Genomic DNA, 14,572 nt, shown 5'->3' with positions numbered 1-14,572 from the left:
CTAAGACATACAGAAAAAGTTCCGGCCTCCTCATACATGAAGGTTTTTGAAGGCCTTAAAACTGCACCCCTCACCCCTTCGCCTTCTCCTTTGCCTCCTTCATCAGCTGCCTTAGCATGTAGTGCAGTATGCCTCCGTGCCTTATGTACTCGACCTCTATCGGCGTGTCGACCCTGGACTTGGCCTTAAACTCTATGACTCTGCCGTCGGGCTTCACGGCCCTTATGGTCAGTATCTTGCCTGGGGTCAGGTCGGAGAGCCCTATTATATCGTAGGTCTCGCTGCCGTCAAGTCCCAGCTCGTCTGGACCCTCGTTAGGCATGAACTCTATGGGCACTATTCCCATGCCTACCAGGTTGCTCCTGTGAATCCTCTCGAAGCTCTTAGCTATGACGGCCCTGACGCCCAGCAGGTAGGGTCCCTTGGCGGCCCAGTCCCTGCTGCTTCCCATGCCGTACTGGCTCCTGCCCAGGACTATGACTGGTATGCCCGCCTCCCTGTACTTCATTGCAGCGTCAAACACGTGCATGACCTCCTTTGTGGGCCAGTATATGGTGTAGCCTCCGGTCCTGTCCGGGGTCAGCAGGTTCTTGAACTTGGGGTTGTCGAAGGTGCACCTCATCATGACCTCGTGGTTGCCCCTCCTGCTCCCGCACGTGTTGAGCTCCTCAGGCCTCACTCCCAGGCTGAGCAGGTACTGGCCGGCCTTTGAGGTCGGGTTTATGGCCCCGGCTGGGCTTATGTGGTCCGTGCTTATCCTGTCCGGGGCGTAGATGAGCACCCTGGCCCCCTTTATGTCCTTGAGCGGCTCGGGGTTCTCAGTCATCCCCTCGAAGAATGGGGGCCTCTTGAGGTAGGTGCTCTTGGGGTCCCACTGGAACGTCGGCGTCGCGGGCGCCTCTAGCTTCACCCACTCCTCGGTGCCCTCAAATATGTCACTGTACTTCTCCTGGAACTCCTTCGGGTCAAGGGCTCCCTGCACGTACTTGGCCACCTCCTCGGCCGAGGGCCATATGTCCCTCAGGTACACGGGCTCGCCGTTGGGATCGTAGCCGAGCGGCTCCCTGTCGAAGTCTATGTCTATCCTGCCGGCTATGGCGTATGCGACTACCAGCGGCGGCGAGGCCAGGAAGGCGCCGGTGGCGAGCGGGTGTATCCTTCCCTCGAAGTTCCTGTTGCCGCTGAGCACCGCAGCCGTGTAGACCTTCTCGGACCTTATGAAGTCCTCAACCTCCTTCCTGAGCGGCCCCGTGTTGCCTATGCAGACCGTGCAGCCGTAGCCGGTTATGTGGAAGCCCAGGGCCTCGAGGTAAGGCATGAGGCCCAGCCTTGTCAGGTACTCGGTGACCACCCTGCTTCCCGGGGCGTTGCTGGTCTTAACCCACGGCCTCACCCTTAGGCCGCGCTGAACCGCGTTCCTGGCCAGGAGGCCAGCGGCTATCATGTTGGTTGGGTTGCTGGTGTTGGTGCAGCTCGTTATGGCGGCAATTATTACCATGCCGTCGCCCACGTCGTAGGTCTCACCGTCTATTGTGAGCTTAGAAGTCTTCCTCTGCCTGTTCTGCGACTTAGCATATGACTCTATTATGGCGCTGAGCTGCTGCTTGGCGGAGCTCAGGGGTATCCTGTCCTCAGGATGCGCTGGTCCAGCTATGGCTGGCTCTATCTTGCCCAGGTCTATCTCTATGAGCTGGCTGTAGGATGGCTGAGGGGCGTTCTCGTCGTGCCAGAGGCCAACCCTCTTGGCATACTCCTCCACGAAGCTCACGTGCCTCGGGTCCCTCCCGCTCATGGCCAGGTAGCTTATGGTGACCTCGTCGATTGGGAAGTAACCCATGGTGGCTCCGTACTCAGGCGCCATGTTAGCTATGGTTGCCCTGTCAGGGACGCTCAGGTACTTTATGCCTGGGCCGAAGAACTCGACAAACTTGCCTACGACATTTGCCTTCCTCAGGGTCTCAGTTATGTAGAGCACTATGTCCGTTGGCGTGACGCCCTCCCTCGGCTTACCCACGAGCTTAACTCCGACTACCGGGGGCACCAGCATGTAGTACGGCTGGCCGAGGACCACGGCCTCCGCCTCTATGCCTCCAACGCCCCAGCCGAGCACCCCGAGGCCGTTTATCATGGTCGTGTGGCTGTCGGTGCCGAGGACGCTGTCAGGGTAGGCCGTGAGGCCCCTGCGCTTGTCGTTCCCTATCCATACCACCTTAGCGAGGTACTCGAGGTTAACCTGGTGAATTATTCCCTTGCCTGGGGGCACGACCCTCAGGTTCTGGAATGACTTCTGAGCCCACTTGAGGAACCTGTACCTCTCTGAGTTTCTCTCAAACTCCTTCTCCATGTTCTTCTTCAGGGCGAGGCTGGTGCCGTAGTAGTCGACCTGGACGCTGTGGTCAATTACAAGGTCCACGGGTATGAGCGGGTTGACCATGTTGGGGTCGTAGCCCATCTGGGCGAACTGGTCCCTCATGGCAGCCAGGTCCACTATGGCCGGGACCCCTGTGAGGTCCTGCATTATCACCCTTGCAGGCAGGAGCGGTATCTCGACCTTTCCCGCGTTCTCCTTCCAATTAAATATGGTCTTTAGGTCCTCGTCCCTCACCACAAAGCCGTCGTAGTTTCTAACTATGTTCTCCAGCAGGACCCTTATTGAGTACGGCATCTCGCTGACCTTTACTATGCCCTTCTCCTCGAGCTTGCGGAGGTTCACTATTGTCACTGGGCCGGCGTACGAGTCCATCTTTTCAAAGGCTACGCTTATGTCCTGCGTGCTCAAGCTTCAGTCCCCTCCTAACCTAGGCATCTGGATTTTTAGCTATTGCATCTAGGCGTGAACTTACAGGCCCAGGACATGAGGGCGGCTGTGATAGGGGCTGGCTTCTCGGGGCTTATGTTTGCCCTGTCGCTGGCCCAGGGCGGAGTGAACGTTGACCTGTACGAGGAGCATAACAGGGTCGGCTACCCTGAGCACTGCACGGGGCTCGTGTCTAAGGCCACCCAGGACATGATAGGCCGCCCCGCCCTGCGCTCCGAGCTGGGAACCATAGGGAGCTTCGTCATAGCCGGCCCCAGGCTGTCCCTCAGGCTCAGGGCCTCGCAGCCCATAGTTAAGCTCGACAGGGTGAGGCTTGAGGAGCTCATGCTTGAGGAGGCCGAGGCTGAAGGCGTGAACTTCATCAGCGGGGCCAAGGTTAGGCCCCTGCCCTCGGGCGAGGTGCTGCCCCCCGGCAGGAGCTATGACGTCATTGTGCTAGCCGAGGGCTTTAACGGCCGCCTGAGGGGACCCCTGGGCATAGGGTTCTCGGGTCACCCCCTCTTCGGGGTCAACGCCGAGTTCGAGGGGGGCGGGGAAGCTGACTTCGTGGCCAGGTTCGACAGGTCCACGTCAGACGGCTTCTTTTCGTGGAAGGTCTCCGTAGATGGCCTCACCGTAGTAGGGACTGCCTCAAGGGACCCAAGGGGCCTCGGTAGGCTGCTGGAGGAGTCCATGAGGGTTCACGGGGCTGAGGGAAAGCCGCTGAAGACATATGGAGGGCCCATATTGACGGGCCCGATGCCAAGGAGGGTGAGGCTGGGCAGGGTGATAGCCGTCGGCGACGCCGCCTCTATGAACAAGCCGCTCACGGGTGGGGGGCTTTACCCATCAGCGGCCGCCGCCCGAAGAGCGCAGGCCCTCATTAACGGCGGGGCCAGGCCCGCTGACGCCGTAGAGGAGGCAGTGCTGGGCGTGCTTAAAGTCTTGAGGAGAACCTACAGGCTCTCCAGGCTACTTCATGGGAGGCCGGAGGCCGTTGACGTGCTGATAAGGGCCGCCACGGACTCAGGTCTTGCAGAGAGGGTCTCGGGCAGGATAGACTATGACGTCCATGATAGCCTCTTCAGGGAGTCCATTAAGTCGTGGCGTTTTTACCTGGCCGCAGCTGATACTATTATAACCAGCCCCGTGACGTCACTTAGGCTTCTGGCCTCGCTGCTTGCTGACATGATCTAACCATTGCTAACTAACACGTCTGCAAGCTTTCCTATGGACTTAATCACTAGATCTACCGCCTGTTCAAGGTCACCTGGCTGAACTTCAAGTGAAACCACGTTATTGCTCCTCTGGCTCTTTCCGCCCACGTTGAGCCCTTTGGAGCGGAGCTCCTCTATGAGTGGCTTGGCCTGGGCAAGCCCCCTGACGTAGATCCTGCCCGTGGCGCCCTCCTCTACTGAATAAACTACCACTATCTTACCGGCGTTCTCCCTTGCCAGCTGCCTGGCCAGCATGCCTGTTATCTTATACTTCGTGGTGACCCCGAAGGCCAGCACCCTTCCGTTGAGCTCCTCCTTCCTTGAGGCGGCCGAGCGGGCCCTGCTCAGCTCCTCCTCCACCGCCTCCCTGGCGTTGGTCATGCGAGGGTCGCTCAGTATGGCCTCGCATGGGTCAGCCCCGCCATAGGCGAGCGAGTAGGCGAGGCCGTCTATTACATCCTTTAGCTTCGCCGCCTCAGCCGCCCATATCTGCATGGCGCAGTTCCTTATCAGCTCCGAGTCCTCCTTCACGTCAAGCCCTACCTCCTCCATGTATGCCCTGTACACCCTGTTGTTGACGGCGTCGTCCCACAGGTCGCCGTATATGCTCATAGCTACCAGCATGGGATCGTAGAAGCCTAGGGCGTCAGCTATGACGTGGGCTGCGCTGGGCCAGAGGCCGTTGGGGTCGCCCTCGGCGGCGGGGTTGTAATAGTAGAAGTTCGGGACCCTTGGGTAGGTGGTGGTGTGGTGGTCAACCGCCACCACAGGCCTCCCCCCTGCGGCCGTCACAAGTGACGCGTAGACCTCCGGGGGAGCATTATAATCTAGAACTAGCACCACGTCCTTGTTGGCCGCCAGCTTAGATGCCTGCTCCACGAAGTCCCTGGGCGGCCTGTAAGTGAAGGGAGGCACCACGAAGATGGCCCCAGGCCCCACGAACTGGGCCACGGTCACCGCGGAGGCTATGCCGTCGGCGTCCCAGTGGTGTATTATCAGGGGCTCCACGTCGGCTAACAGGGAGGCCAGGGAGTTCCTGCTGAGGCTCATCAGTTGCACCCTGAGCTGCAGAGCTGAAGCACGTACTCGGCTATCTCCCTAGCCTTCGTCTCCGCGTCTGGGTCCTCGGACCTCCTCAGTATAACTTCTATGTTATCAACTAGTGACTTCATGCTGTTCCCCTGTGGCCCCTCCCTGACGGCCGCCTGGACGAAGGTCTCTAGCTCCATTAGCGTGAACGGGTCCGCGTAGGCATTGTACTTGGTGAACGCCTTCCTGAGCGCGTCGTGAACCCTCAAGCTAGCTCCCTGATCCCAGGTGGAGGGGGAGGAAAAATGAGTAAGCCTATGCCTCCCCCTTGAACTTGGACTCAACCACGACGTTCCTTATGGCCGTTACCGGGTACTGGCCCTTCTCGTCCTTCTCGTAAGCCTTAACCATGTCCCATATGGCCAGCAGGCCCGCCATGACGCCCGCCAGGGCGTCCATCTCGACGCCCGTCTCGGCCTTGGTCTTAACCGTCACCCTCAGCCTGACGCTGTTCTCGGTGTAGTCGAAGCTCACGTCAACGCCAGTTATAGGTATCGGGTGAGCTAACGGTATTATCTTTGAGGAGTCCTTGGCAGCCATGATGGCCGCGACCGAGGCCACCGCCTCAACGTTGCCCTTCTCAACGAGGCCCTCCCTGATCCTCCTCACCGTCTCGGGCCTGAGCACTATCTCGCCGGAGGCGGTGGCCTCCCTGTAGACTACAGGCTTGTTTGTGACGTCAACCATGTGAGCCACTGAGGTCGCCCGAGGAGGCGTACACGGTTGAAGTTAAATCAACTTACACAAGCTCAGAGGCTCTCCAGCTGCCTCAGGACCTCGCTGAGCCCGCTGACCTTGGGGTCCCTGAGGTCAACCATGAACATCCTCAGCCTGCCATATCTCCTTTCCTGAACTATGCCCATCTTGACCAGCTCCTCAAGGTGCTTCTCGACGAGCCTGTGGTTGAGCCCTGACTCCCTGACTATCCTCGTTATGTTTGCCTGGCCCTCGTTCAGGAGCACCTTAAGCACCTTCACCCTCCCTCTGCTGGAGAGAAGGTCCTCCACCTTCAAGTCCCACACCTCAGGGCGATATCTTTGGGCCGCCGACCCTGTCCATTATTATGGACTCGACGACCTCCCTGAGCCTGTCCGCAGGGATCTCAGGCGGGAGCCTCACCATGGTGGTCCTGCCCCTCTGGGGCAGGTTGGTCACCCTGGACTCCAGGAGGCCCAGGTTTGAGAGGTCCTTGAGGTACTCGTAGAACTGCGTGTGCCTTCTGGGCTCCTCCCCGTAGGCCCTGGCGAGGCTCTCATACTCGCCCTTTATCTCCCCGGTGGAGAGCCAGCCCCCCTTGGCTGCTATGAGGGTTGAGATGGCCAGCAGTATGAGCAGCTCGTGAATGTTCAGGGACCTCATGACGTCAAGCGGCACGTTTGATATGGCGTCAGTGCTTATGGCCCTCCTGACGTGCTCCTCAGTTATCCTGATGGCCCCTTCGGCTTCAGCCATCTCAGCTGCCATCCTGAGCGCAAGTATAGCCCTCCTGGCGCTGCCGTCGCCTCCCTTGGTCTCGGAGTAGCCATAGTAGTCAGATATCATGTCAATTATGTCGTGGCTCCACGCGCTGTCGGCGAGGCCCAGGGAGGCCCTCTGCTCGAGTATGGCCCTCAGCTCGTCGGCCGTGTAAGGCTTTAGGTAGACCTTGAAGCCTATCTGGGACTCGACCTGCGGTATCCTCTCCTTCATGTAGCTGAGCACCTTGAAGTCCTGCGAGACCAGGAGGAAGTTGAGCCTGTTCACGTTGTCCTTAGGGGGTATCTCCTCGTAGACCCTGAGCAGCATATAGAGGTCCTCGTTGCTGACCCTCGTTGACATGAGCAGCGACTGGAACTCGTCCAGGACCACGAGGGCGTAGGAGTCCTTTATGTAAAGGTAGTCCGTTATAGCCTTAAGCATCTCTATGGCCGCTGTCCCCCTGACCGGCACATTTATGCCAAGCTCCGATACTATGCCTGAGAGTATCTGGTGCACGCTGGGGGCGCCGTAGACGTTTATGTAGACAGGCCTAAGGTTAACGCCCCTCCTCCTGAGGTGCTCCTGGAGGGCGTGCGCTACATATTTCGCCAGCGTGGTCTTGCCTATGCCAACCCTTCCTATGGAGCCATATATAACCGTTATGTCCGTGGCCCCTGGCCCCTCGCTGAACCTTGACGTGTACCTGTTCAGCAGCATTTCCGCCTCCTTGTCCCTGACCGGCAGTATGTCGGGCACGTAGGTCTCCTCGAACACCCTCCTGTCCGTGAATATCCTTCCTCCCATCAAGGCCTGTCCTCCGGCCGGCTAGGGTACTTTCATACCTTCTATTAACGGAAGAGGAGCTGAGCTTATTAAGGGAACCTGCTAGCTCCGCGCGTGCGCCTCGCGGACCTTCCCTCTCAGGGTAATACTGGAACTAGGACGGCGCAGTGAGGCCCACAGCTGCGCCACTCCCCAACTGATATGAGCAGGCAGTCCCCAACGCTCTCCACTACAACCTTGAGGTTGGCCTCCCTGCCGCGGAGCGCCACGCCGGCGACCCTTAAGGCCTCCTTAACGGCGCCCTCGCTGACCCTGCCCTTAAGTGGTACCCTTACCTTGAGCTCCAGGCCCGCCGAAAGCCCCTTGGGCACAAGCCTTGCCATCGCCTCGCCCAGCCTCTCAGGCGTCGAACACGCAAGCACTGGGACGACCCTGGCTATGAAGGCATGTTGATACAGGAGGAACTGCCTCGCGATCTCGTCAGGGCTGAGGCTTGAGTAGACCTCCACGACCCCCCTGTAGCCCGTGGCCTCAAACCTGGCCGAGGGGTCCCTCGCGACCACGGTGTCCATGAGCTCCTCGAGGGCCCAGGAGTCCCTCCCTGGAAGCGAGGTGACGACTAGCCTTGGGCACCTGTCGCAGTAGCTGATGGGCAGTACTGCCTCAGGGGGCACTCCGAGCACCTTGGGTTCCTGGCCGTGCAGTAGGCCCTGCCGAAGGCTATTAATAGCCTGTGAGCCTCGTCAGACCTCTCTGGCCCAAAGAAGTTAAGCAGCGCCCCTGAGACCTCCTCATAGCTTGCCCCCTTCCTTGTAAGCCCCCACCTGGCCGCTATCCTCTTGGCGTGCGTGTCCACCGCAAACCTCGGCACCTTCCTGTAGAGCGAGAGGAACACGTCAACCGTCTTCGAGCCGATGCCCCTTATTGAGAGCAGTGCCCTCTCGACCTCATTAATGTCGCCGTGCTCAAGGAAATCAACTCCCCTCTCAAGCGCAAGCCTAGCGAGCTCCCTTATGGCTCTGGCCTTCTGCCTAACCATCCCTGCCCTCCTAATTACCTGCTCCAGACCATCGCCTAGGGCAAGTATCCTCGCCGGGTCCAAGCCCGTGGCCCTTTTGAGGTCATCATATGCAGCTATTGAGTTTCTGTCGTTCGAGTTCTGGCTTAATATTATTGCGACCAGGAGGGCGAAGGGGCCGTCGGGGAGGCTGTGGAGCGCTGTAAAGTCCTCCTGCCTCACTGTGACGCTCCCCTTAAGTATGTTGTAAACTGTAATGCCGTCAGCTGATATGACCTTCGGCCTCTCCCCCAAGGCTGTCCCCTTAGCCTTGTCTAAGTTAAAGTTAAAACTTTAAGGAACACCTGGCACCTGAGAGTCATGATAGAGCTGATAGTACAGCCCGTGGGCAGGACCAGGCCTGAGGACGCGGTCTTCGTGGGCTCCGAAATAGCGAAGCACTTCCCGGTGAGGTTAAGCGCCGTGCCCTCCATGTGGCCGCTTCAGCCCCCCGCATCTGCCTATGACTGGAGCAGGATGCAGTACAGGGCTGATGAGGTCAACGCGTGGCTTCACAGGAACCTTGAGCCGCTCCTCAAGGGAGGGAGGTTAGCGCTGGGCCTCGTGGGGGCGGACGCCTACGTGCCTGGCCTTAACTTCGTCTTTGGCCTCGCTGACCCAAACCTTGGAGTTGCCACCGTCTACACCGCAAGGCTTGAGACCGAGGACCACGGCAAGTACCTGGGGAGGCTCCTCAAGGAGTCTGTTCACGAGGTGGGCCACCTGCTTGGCCTTGGACACTGCAGCAACAGGTCGTGCGTCATGTCGTTCAGCAACTCGCTGGAGGACGTCGACCTTAAGTCCGCGTACTTCTGCGACGACTGCAAGCTTAAGCTCAGGTCCCTTCACCCCTCGGACTAGATGTCCACGACAAAGCGAAGCCTCCAGCACCCGTCCTCCTCCCTGAAGTCCATCTGCGAGTAGGTCATCGCCTTTACTATGGTCCTCTGCTCGTGCCTTGACGGGTCGAACCTCTCGCCCCAGACCCTGGCTACGAGCCGCGTGCCGTCCTCGCTGAGGTCGCACACCCTGAATATGCTGAAGACCAAGCCGTCGGCGTCGGTGCTGACCAGGAGCTGCTCGATCCACCTGTAAATGGTGTTGTAGAGGTCCATCCCGTTAACCTCTATGTCGACGTGAGTCAGTGGCCTGACCTTCGACGTGTCAGTCATGATCTCGTAGACCGCCAGCCCCGCCTGCTCAAGTGCCTCCTCCTTGGTCCTGCCCCTGGCCTCTATGAGCACGTCAGCCGTGTGATCCAGGAAGTCATAGCCGGGACAGCCCTGCAACACTCCCACCCTGCCGCAAACTTATTACTTCGCTGCAAATGTAAAAGGCTTTAGAGGAAGGGGCTTGGCTGAGGCACTAAACATAGTTGGAGCGGGCCCTGCAGGCGCCTCTGCGGCGTACGCGGCCTCGAAGCTTGGCTTCAGGGCAGTTGTCTACGAGGCTAACCCAAGGCCGGCTGTTAAGCCATGCGGAAGGGGCATACCAACGCTTTCTAACCTGCCCTTCGAGGTCCCCAAGGAAAGGGTCATAGCTGACATAAAGGGCGCCGTCCTCTATGTTGATGGGGTTAAGTCCGTTGAGGTCAGGGACACTGTCAGGGGGTACATAGTTGACAAGGAGGGCATGATACGTGATGTAATAGCCTCCTCTGGGGCCGAGCTGTACACTTCGTCGCCTTACAACGCCTCAAACGGCACAGTTAAGGTGAACGGCCAGGTCAGGGAGGTCAGGACGGGCCTCCTGGCGGGCGGCGTTGCCTTCTACGATGGCGAGAAGATTTATGGGGTTCAGGCCATAGTCAGGGCGCCCAGGCTTGAGTCCATGGATTACCTTTACATAGACTTTGACACGAGCCTGATAGGCTACTACTGGATATTCCCTGCCGAGGAGGGCGTTGAAGTCGGCGTGGGCGGCTTTGAGTCACCGCAGAGGCTCAGGGAGCTCTTGGAAAGGTACATTGAGAAGCATAAGGAAATGCTGGGCAGCTACTCAATACTCTCGATAGCCGGGGCCCCCATAGCAGTGGGAGGGGTGTCCACGGGGAGCGTCAGAGGGCTCTTCAAGGTCGGCGAGGCGGCCGGCTTCGTCCTTCCCCTAACTGGGGAGGGCATTAGGCCCTCGGCTATATCAGGCTACGAGGCCGCCAGGGCTTACCTCACAGGCCTTGACGTTAATAGCGTGCTCGAGTCCCTTAACATATCGAGGGTAGTTAGGGTCCACAGGTCCATACTTAAGGCGCTTAAGGGCATGAGTCCGGAGAGGAGGAGGGATTTCATGTTTGAGATACCCGCAGCCGTTCATGAGGAGGTGGCCCTGGGCACCATGAACATTAACAGGATAGTAAAGGCCCTCGCCTCAAAGCCTCTCCTTGCAGCTAAGATAATGAAGTATATTATGATTAGCTGACAATATTAACTGCCTGAAGGCTAGTAGGCCTGTCGGCGAGAGGGCTTGAGAAGGCAGGCGACCCCCGTAGTTGACGAGAGGGACCTCCAGCTCATAAAGTACCTGGAGGAGGACGGAAGGATGCCGTGGAGCGAGATAGCCTCGAAGATGGAGGTCAGCGAGGCAACTGTCTACCTGAGGGTCAAGAAGCTGGTCAGCGAGGGGGTCATAAAGGGGTTCACGGTAAATGTTGAGCCCTCAAAGCTTGGCCTTGAGGCCTCGGCCTACTTCCTAGTAAAGGCCAGGGCCGACAGCCTGGGCAAAGTGAGGGAGCTCCTCAGAAGCCTTAACTATGTAGTTGAGGCATATGAAACTAGCGGGCCCTACAACTTCCTTGTCAAGGTGCTGGCGCCGACCCAGAGGGACCTGTCAGCGGCCCTGGACGGCATAGCTTCTGCGCCCGGTGTGATAGAGGTCTCCTCGATAATGGTAATAAATGAGCTGAAGAGGGTCTCGAGCGTCGCCAGCGTCTACGAGAGCTGGTCAGAAAAGCCTTAAAGCTAAGCGACTAGTTTGCTGAGGGGTCCAGGCTTGACAAGCCGCGACGTAACGATATATTTTCACCCCTCCTGCGAGACCAGCCATGAAGTGATAACCGGGCTCCGCAGGGCTGGGGCCCTGGGCAGGGTCAGGCTTGTGAGGCTGGGCTCCCTTGAGGCCGTCAGGCTAGGCGTCCTCAGCGTGCCCTGGGTGACGGTCGGTGACGAGCCTGCGGCTACCGACCCTGTGAGCGCCGAGGAGGTCATTGACATAGTTAACGGTTCTAAGGTAGACCCAGGGGACCCTGTCGAGGCCTTCATGAACTCGGTCCTTCACAGCTCCCTGGCATCGGCGGTTGCCATACTTCACGGCTCCCTTGCCCCCGTGGCCGTCAGGGAGCTGGTCAGCGCCGCCGTGAGGTCTCCCGTGAGCGGCGTGAGGCCTGAGCAGGTTATAGGCGAAGTGATTAGAAAGGACAGGGAGCTTTTCGCTGAGTGGCGCGACAAGCTGAGGAGGGCGCTGTCGATCAGCTTCGTCAGGGAGCTCTACTGGGCCTCCGGCGGCGCCTTAAGCCCCCAACTTGTCAGGGAGCTTTCAAGGCCTGAGGTGGTAGGCCTGTGGCTGCTCGGCAAGGGCAGCCTTGGGAGGTCCGCGCTCCCTTACAACCCTAAGGGCTCCGCGTCTGAGGACGTAGAGTGGATTGCCGAGTTCGTCTCAAGGACCGCCAGCGGGCTCCTTGAAAAGGTCAGGGAGGAGCAGGAGGGCATATACTCTGACAAAGAGTACATGGAGGTCGTGAGCTCAGCCAGCGGGCCGAGCGGGCCCTGACGGCTACCCCTCGGCCTCCCTGAAGTTAAAGCCGTCAGCCTTCAATGCCTGCAGCGCCTCAGGCACCGCGTCCGGGTCTGGCGCCTCGACCAACACCTCTACCATGGCGTAGCCCGGCACCAGGCTTGGCGAGAACCTGTCGTGCCTTATGTCAATAACGTTGAACCTGGCGTCGGCAAGCTTCCTCAGGACCCTGTCAAGGTAGCCCGGCTGGTCAGGCACTGTGCCCACGAGCTTTATAAGCCTCCTCGTCCTGAAGAGCTCGTAGTTAATTATGTTGGCCAGCCTCGTCAGGTCCACGTTGCCTCCGCTTATGAGTGCGACGACCCTCTTACCCTTTACGTTAACCTTGCCCTCCAGTATCGCCGCCAGGGGGGCAGCCCCCGCGCCCTCAGCAAGCGTCTTGCCTCTCTCCAGCAGGAGGAACATGGCCCTGGCGACCTCCCTATCATCAACTGTAACTACGTCATCTACGAGGTCCCTTATTAACTCAAAGGTGAACTTGCCGGCTGTCTTCACTATAAGGCCGTCCATCAGCCCTGAGACAACGCCAGTTATGTTAACGGGCCTGCCCTCCTTGAGGCTCATAGAGTACTTGGGCAGGTAGGAGGGCTCAACTCCTATTACTTTGACTTTGTCGCCAAGCCTCTTCTTAAGCACCACGGCGTTGCCAGATATGAGGCCTCCGCCGCCTATGGGAATGACCACCACGTCCGGCGGCTCGCTCATCTGCTCGAGCAGCTCAAGCGATATAGTTCCTTGGCCAGCTATAACAGCTGGGTCGTCATACGGGTGTATCAGCGTGGCCCCCGTCTGTTCGACTATCTCATTGGCCTTCTTCATGGACTCATCTATAACGTTCCCATAAAGCACCACCTCGGCCCCATAGGACTTCGTGGCAAGTATCTTAGAGAGGGGGGCCACAAGCGGCATAACTATGGTAGCCTTGACGCCCAGCAGCTTCGCCGCAAACGCTACTCCCTGCGCGTGGTTTCCAGCGCTGGCGGCCACGACGCCCCTCTTGGCGGCGTCGCCCAGGGTCCACATCTTGTAGTATGCCCCCCTTACCTTGAACGAGCCCGTCTTCTGCAGGTTCTCCAGCTTGAGGTAGACCTCCCCGCCCGTCATAGCTGAGAACGTAGAGCTCAGGTCGAGCGGGGTCTCATGTATAAGGCCTTTTAGTACGTCCCTGGCCCTCAGGGCGTTCTGGTAAATCTCTTCCACCAGACCGCTCTCCAAGGCTTGACACCACGACTTGAAGGTGTATACAGAGTTATAAAAGGCGCGCGTCAAGCCACGCTAAGCGAGACGAAGACCAGGCTCCTGTACTTGCCTATAATTACGAGAAACTCGTCAACGCTCAGCTCCCCTATGCCCTCCGCGGTGTAGTCGCCCCTCAGCATTATCTCCGCCAGCCTCCTCTGCCACCTGTTGCCAACCACGACATACTTAGCTACGCCCGACTCAGTCCTTATATAGTAAAGCAGCAGGGGCACCGTCATGAAGTCCCAAAAGTACTCCGGCACCTGGGAGAGCAGCCTGGAGACCTCGTCCTTGTCAAATTCATGCGACGTGCCGTCGTTGAGGATTATATAATCGGTGTCCCTCAGCTCCCGCAGCCTCACCTGCTTGCTCGGCCAGGAGGCCTGGAGCCTCCTGACCTCCTCGGTGTACACCTTAGTTATGTGCCTTGCAGGCCCCTCCTCAGAGCCCACTTCAGCCCCTCCTGTATATGGCGTAGACCATCGCGTGATCCTTGTCAAATGGGTCCAGGTGAACCACGTCCTTTATGTCAAAGCCTCCCTCCGCCAGGGTCCTCATCTCCCTAAGGTAGACCTCGCTCGGCTCACTGGTGACGTCGACGCTTCTCGCCTTTATAGCTAACAGCAGGTATCCACCGTCCTCAAGGAAGAGCTTGGCGTTCCTAACCACTATGTCCGCCTGCTCCGGCTGGGCCACGTCAGCGTAAAGCCCCCTTGTGGCGCCCACCAGGTGCCTGTACCTGACGGGCTCCCTAGCGTCCGCCAGAATCGGCACTATGTTCTTCCTGTCAGGCACTATCTGCAGCAAGTCCCTTATCACCCTTGGCGAGAACTCAATCCCATATATCAGGCCGGTGGGGCCTATGATATCACTTATGTGGCTCGCCGTGGTGCCGCTGGCTATGCCAAGGTAGAGTATCCTGTCGCCCTCCCTCACGGGCAGCTCCTGAAGGCCCTTCAGCAGCGCGGCTGCAAGTTTGCTGCGGTAGACGTTCCACTCCCTGTACTCAACGCCTTCGTAGGAGTAAAGGTGCTCCCCGTAAACCCTCTGGCCCGGCACGAGGTTCTTCGTGGCTAGCCTCAGGCTGCCGTCGTCCAACTCAACTACGTACACGTTCTTCCAAGACTGGTGTTCATACACGCGCAC

General features: G+C 58.9%; 17 protein-coding genes. 5 read left to right on the top strand and 12 right to left on the bottom strand.

All coding sequences use genetic code 11. From position 1 onward, the window contains the following. Positions 1–70: 70 nt before the first annotated feature. Positions 71–2,743, bottom strand: a complete 2,673-nt coding sequence (gene acnA / locus ASAC_RS06745) for an aconitate hydratase AcnA (RefSeq protein WP_048813041.1) — start codon at positions 2,741–2,743, stop codon at positions 71–73. 111 nt (positions 2,744–2,854) lie between these two features. Between acnA and ASAC_RS06740 the strand changes: the two genes are divergently transcribed. Continuing rightward, a complete protein-coding gene (locus ASAC_RS06740) occupies positions 2,855–3,994 on the top strand; it encodes an NAD(P)-binding protein (protein WP_148217201.1) in 1,140 nt (379 codons plus the stop codon). Here ASAC_RS06740 and ASAC_RS06735 read toward each other — a convergent pair. The 7 genes from ASAC_RS06735 to ASAC_RS06705 all read right to left on the bottom strand — a co-directional run bounded on the left by ASAC_RS06735 (position 3,991) and on the right by ASAC_RS06705 (position 8,656). Then, a complete protein-coding gene (locus ASAC_RS06735; RefSeq protein ID WP_013267245.1) occupies positions 3,991–5,064 on the bottom strand; it encodes a DHH family phosphoesterase in 1,074 nt (357 codons plus the stop codon). The two genes, ASAC_RS06740 and ASAC_RS06735, sit on opposite strands and share 4 nt — an antisense overlap. Beyond that, on the bottom strand, positions 5,064–5,312 hold the full coding sequence (locus ASAC_RS06730; protein WP_013267244.1) for a hypothetical protein: 249 nt from the start codon (positions 5,310–5,312) through the stop codon (positions 5,064–5,066). Before ASAC_RS06730 ends, ASAC_RS06735 begins: the two co-directional genes overlap by 1 nt. A 46-nt stretch (positions 5,313–5,358) precedes the next feature. Beyond that, on the bottom strand, positions 5,359–5,790 hold the full coding sequence (moaC, locus tag ASAC_RS06725; protein ID WP_013267243.1) for a cyclic pyranopterin monophosphate synthase MoaC: 432 nt from the start codon (positions 5,788–5,790) through the stop codon (positions 5,359–5,361). Positions 5,791–5,852: 62 nt separating this feature from the next. Continuing rightward, a complete protein-coding gene (locus ASAC_RS06720; RefSeq protein WP_148217299.1) occupies positions 5,853–6,110 on the bottom strand; it encodes a helix-turn-helix domain-containing protein in 258 nt (85 codons plus the stop codon). A 16-nt stretch (positions 6,111–6,126) separates the two neighbouring features. Next, the gene (locus ASAC_RS06715) at positions 6,127–7,365 is read right to left on the bottom strand and encodes a Cdc6/Cdc18 family protein (RefSeq protein ID WP_013267241.1); all 1,239 of its coding nucleotides are present in this window, start codon (positions 7,363–7,365) and stop codon (positions 6,127–6,129) included. Positions 7,366–7,481: 116 nt separating this feature from the next. Further along, entirely contained in the window at positions 7,482–8,018 is a 537-nt protein-coding gene (locus ASAC_RS06710) for a hypothetical protein (RefSeq protein WP_048812881.1), read from the bottom strand. Further along, positions 7,964–8,656 carry an endonuclease III domain-containing protein gene (locus tag ASAC_RS06705; RefSeq protein ID WP_013267239.1) on the bottom strand — a complete coding sequence of 231 codons (693 nt, stop codon included), beginning with the start codon at positions 8,654–8,656 and terminating at the stop codon, positions 7,964–7,966. The genes ASAC_RS06710 and ASAC_RS06705 overlap by 55 nt, the downstream gene beginning before the upstream one ends. A gap of 66 nt (positions 8,657–8,722) precedes the next feature. Here ASAC_RS06705 and ASAC_RS06700 point away from each other — a divergent pair, with 66 nt between their 5' ends. After that, the gene (locus ASAC_RS06700) at positions 8,723–9,262 is read left to right on the top strand and encodes an archaemetzincin family Zn-dependent metalloprotease (protein ID WP_013267238.1); all 540 of its coding nucleotides are present in this window, start codon (positions 8,723–8,725) and stop codon (positions 9,260–9,262) included. Here the strand turns inward: ASAC_RS06700 and ASAC_RS06695 are convergent. Next, positions 9,259–9,699 (bottom strand): archease, encoded by a 441-nt coding sequence (locus ASAC_RS06695; RefSeq protein WP_013267237.1) that lies wholly within the window; start codon positions 9,697–9,699, stop codon positions 9,259–9,261. The two genes, ASAC_RS06700 and ASAC_RS06695, sit on opposite strands and share 4 nt — an antisense overlap. A gap of 55 nt (positions 9,700–9,754) precedes the next feature. Here ASAC_RS06695 and ASAC_RS06690 point away from each other — a divergent pair, with 55 nt between their 5' ends. From ASAC_RS06690 to ASAC_RS06680, 3 genes are read left to right on the top strand one after another with little or no spacing between them, the layout of a single operon-like run. Further along, positions 9,755–10,816 carry an NAD(P)-binding protein gene (locus tag ASAC_RS06690; RefSeq protein WP_013267236.1) on the top strand — a complete coding sequence of 354 codons (1,062 nt, stop codon included), beginning with the start codon at positions 9,755–9,757 and terminating at the stop codon, positions 10,814–10,816. Between the two features lie 45 nt (positions 10,817–10,861). Further along, the gene (locus tag ASAC_RS06685; RefSeq protein WP_013267235.1) at positions 10,862–11,353 is read left to right on the top strand and encodes an Lrp/AsnC family transcriptional regulator; all 492 of its coding nucleotides are present in this window, start codon (positions 10,862–10,864) and stop codon (positions 11,351–11,353) included. A 33-nt stretch (positions 11,354–11,386) separates the two neighbouring features. Continuing rightward, the gene (locus ASAC_RS06680) at positions 11,387–12,163 is read left to right on the top strand and encodes a hypothetical protein (protein ID WP_048812880.1); all 777 of its coding nucleotides are present in this window, start codon (positions 11,387–11,389) and stop codon (positions 12,161–12,163) included. Between the two features lie 3 nt (positions 12,164–12,166). On the opposite strand, the gene ilvA is transcribed toward ASAC_RS06680, so the two are convergent. From ilvA to ASAC_RS06665, 3 genes are read right to left on the bottom strand one after another with little or no spacing between them, the layout of a single operon-like run. After that, positions 12,167–13,402 (bottom strand): threonine ammonia-lyase, encoded by a 1,236-nt coding sequence (ilvA, locus tag ASAC_RS06675; protein WP_238523604.1) that lies wholly within the window; start codon positions 13,400–13,402, stop codon positions 12,167–12,169. Positions 13,403–13,452: 50 nt separating this feature from the next. Beyond that, entirely contained in the window at positions 13,453–13,878 is a 426-nt protein-coding gene (locus tag ASAC_RS06670; protein ID WP_013267232.1) for a DUF61 family protein, read from the bottom strand. 1 nt (position 13,879) lies between these two features. Then, positions 13,880–14,572: a fibrillarin-like rRNA/tRNA 2'-O-methyltransferase gene (locus tag ASAC_RS06665; protein WP_048812879.1), complete on the bottom strand. Its 693-nt coding sequence runs from the start codon at positions 14,570–14,572 to the stop codon at positions 13,880–13,882.

The sequence above is a fragment of the Acidilobus saccharovorans 345-15 genome, assembly GCF_000144915.1.
Classification (GTDB): Archaea; Thermoproteota; Thermoprotei_A; order Sulfolobales; family Acidilobaceae; genus Acidilobus; species Acidilobus saccharovorans.
This window is presented reverse-complemented; position numbering and strand designations above follow the sequence as displayed.

Bases quoted from the DNA above. Each gene is read 5' to 3' on its own strand.
- acnA (WP_048813041.1), bottom strand. From the start codon at position 2,743: ATGGACTCGTACGCCGGCCCAGTGACAATAGTGAACCTCCGCAAGCTC.
- ASAC_RS06740 (WP_148217201.1), top strand. From the start codon at position 2,855: ATGAGGGCGGCTGTGATAGGGGCTGGCTTCTCGGGGCTTATGTTTGCC.
- ASAC_RS06735 (WP_013267245.1), bottom strand. From the start codon at position 5,064: ATGAGCCTCAGCAGGAACTCCCTGGCCTCCCTGTTAGCCGACGTGGAG.
- moaC (WP_013267243.1), bottom strand. From the start codon at position 5,790: ATGGTTGACGTCACAAACAAGCCTGTAGTCTACAGGGAGGCCACCGCC.
- ASAC_RS06715 (WP_013267241.1), bottom strand. From the start codon at position 7,365: ATGGGAGGAAGGATATTCACGGACAGGAGGGTGTTCGAGGAGACCTAC.
- ASAC_RS06700 (WP_013267238.1), top strand. From the start codon at position 8,723: ATGATAGAGCTGATAGTACAGCCCGTGGGCAGGACCAGGCCTGAGGAC.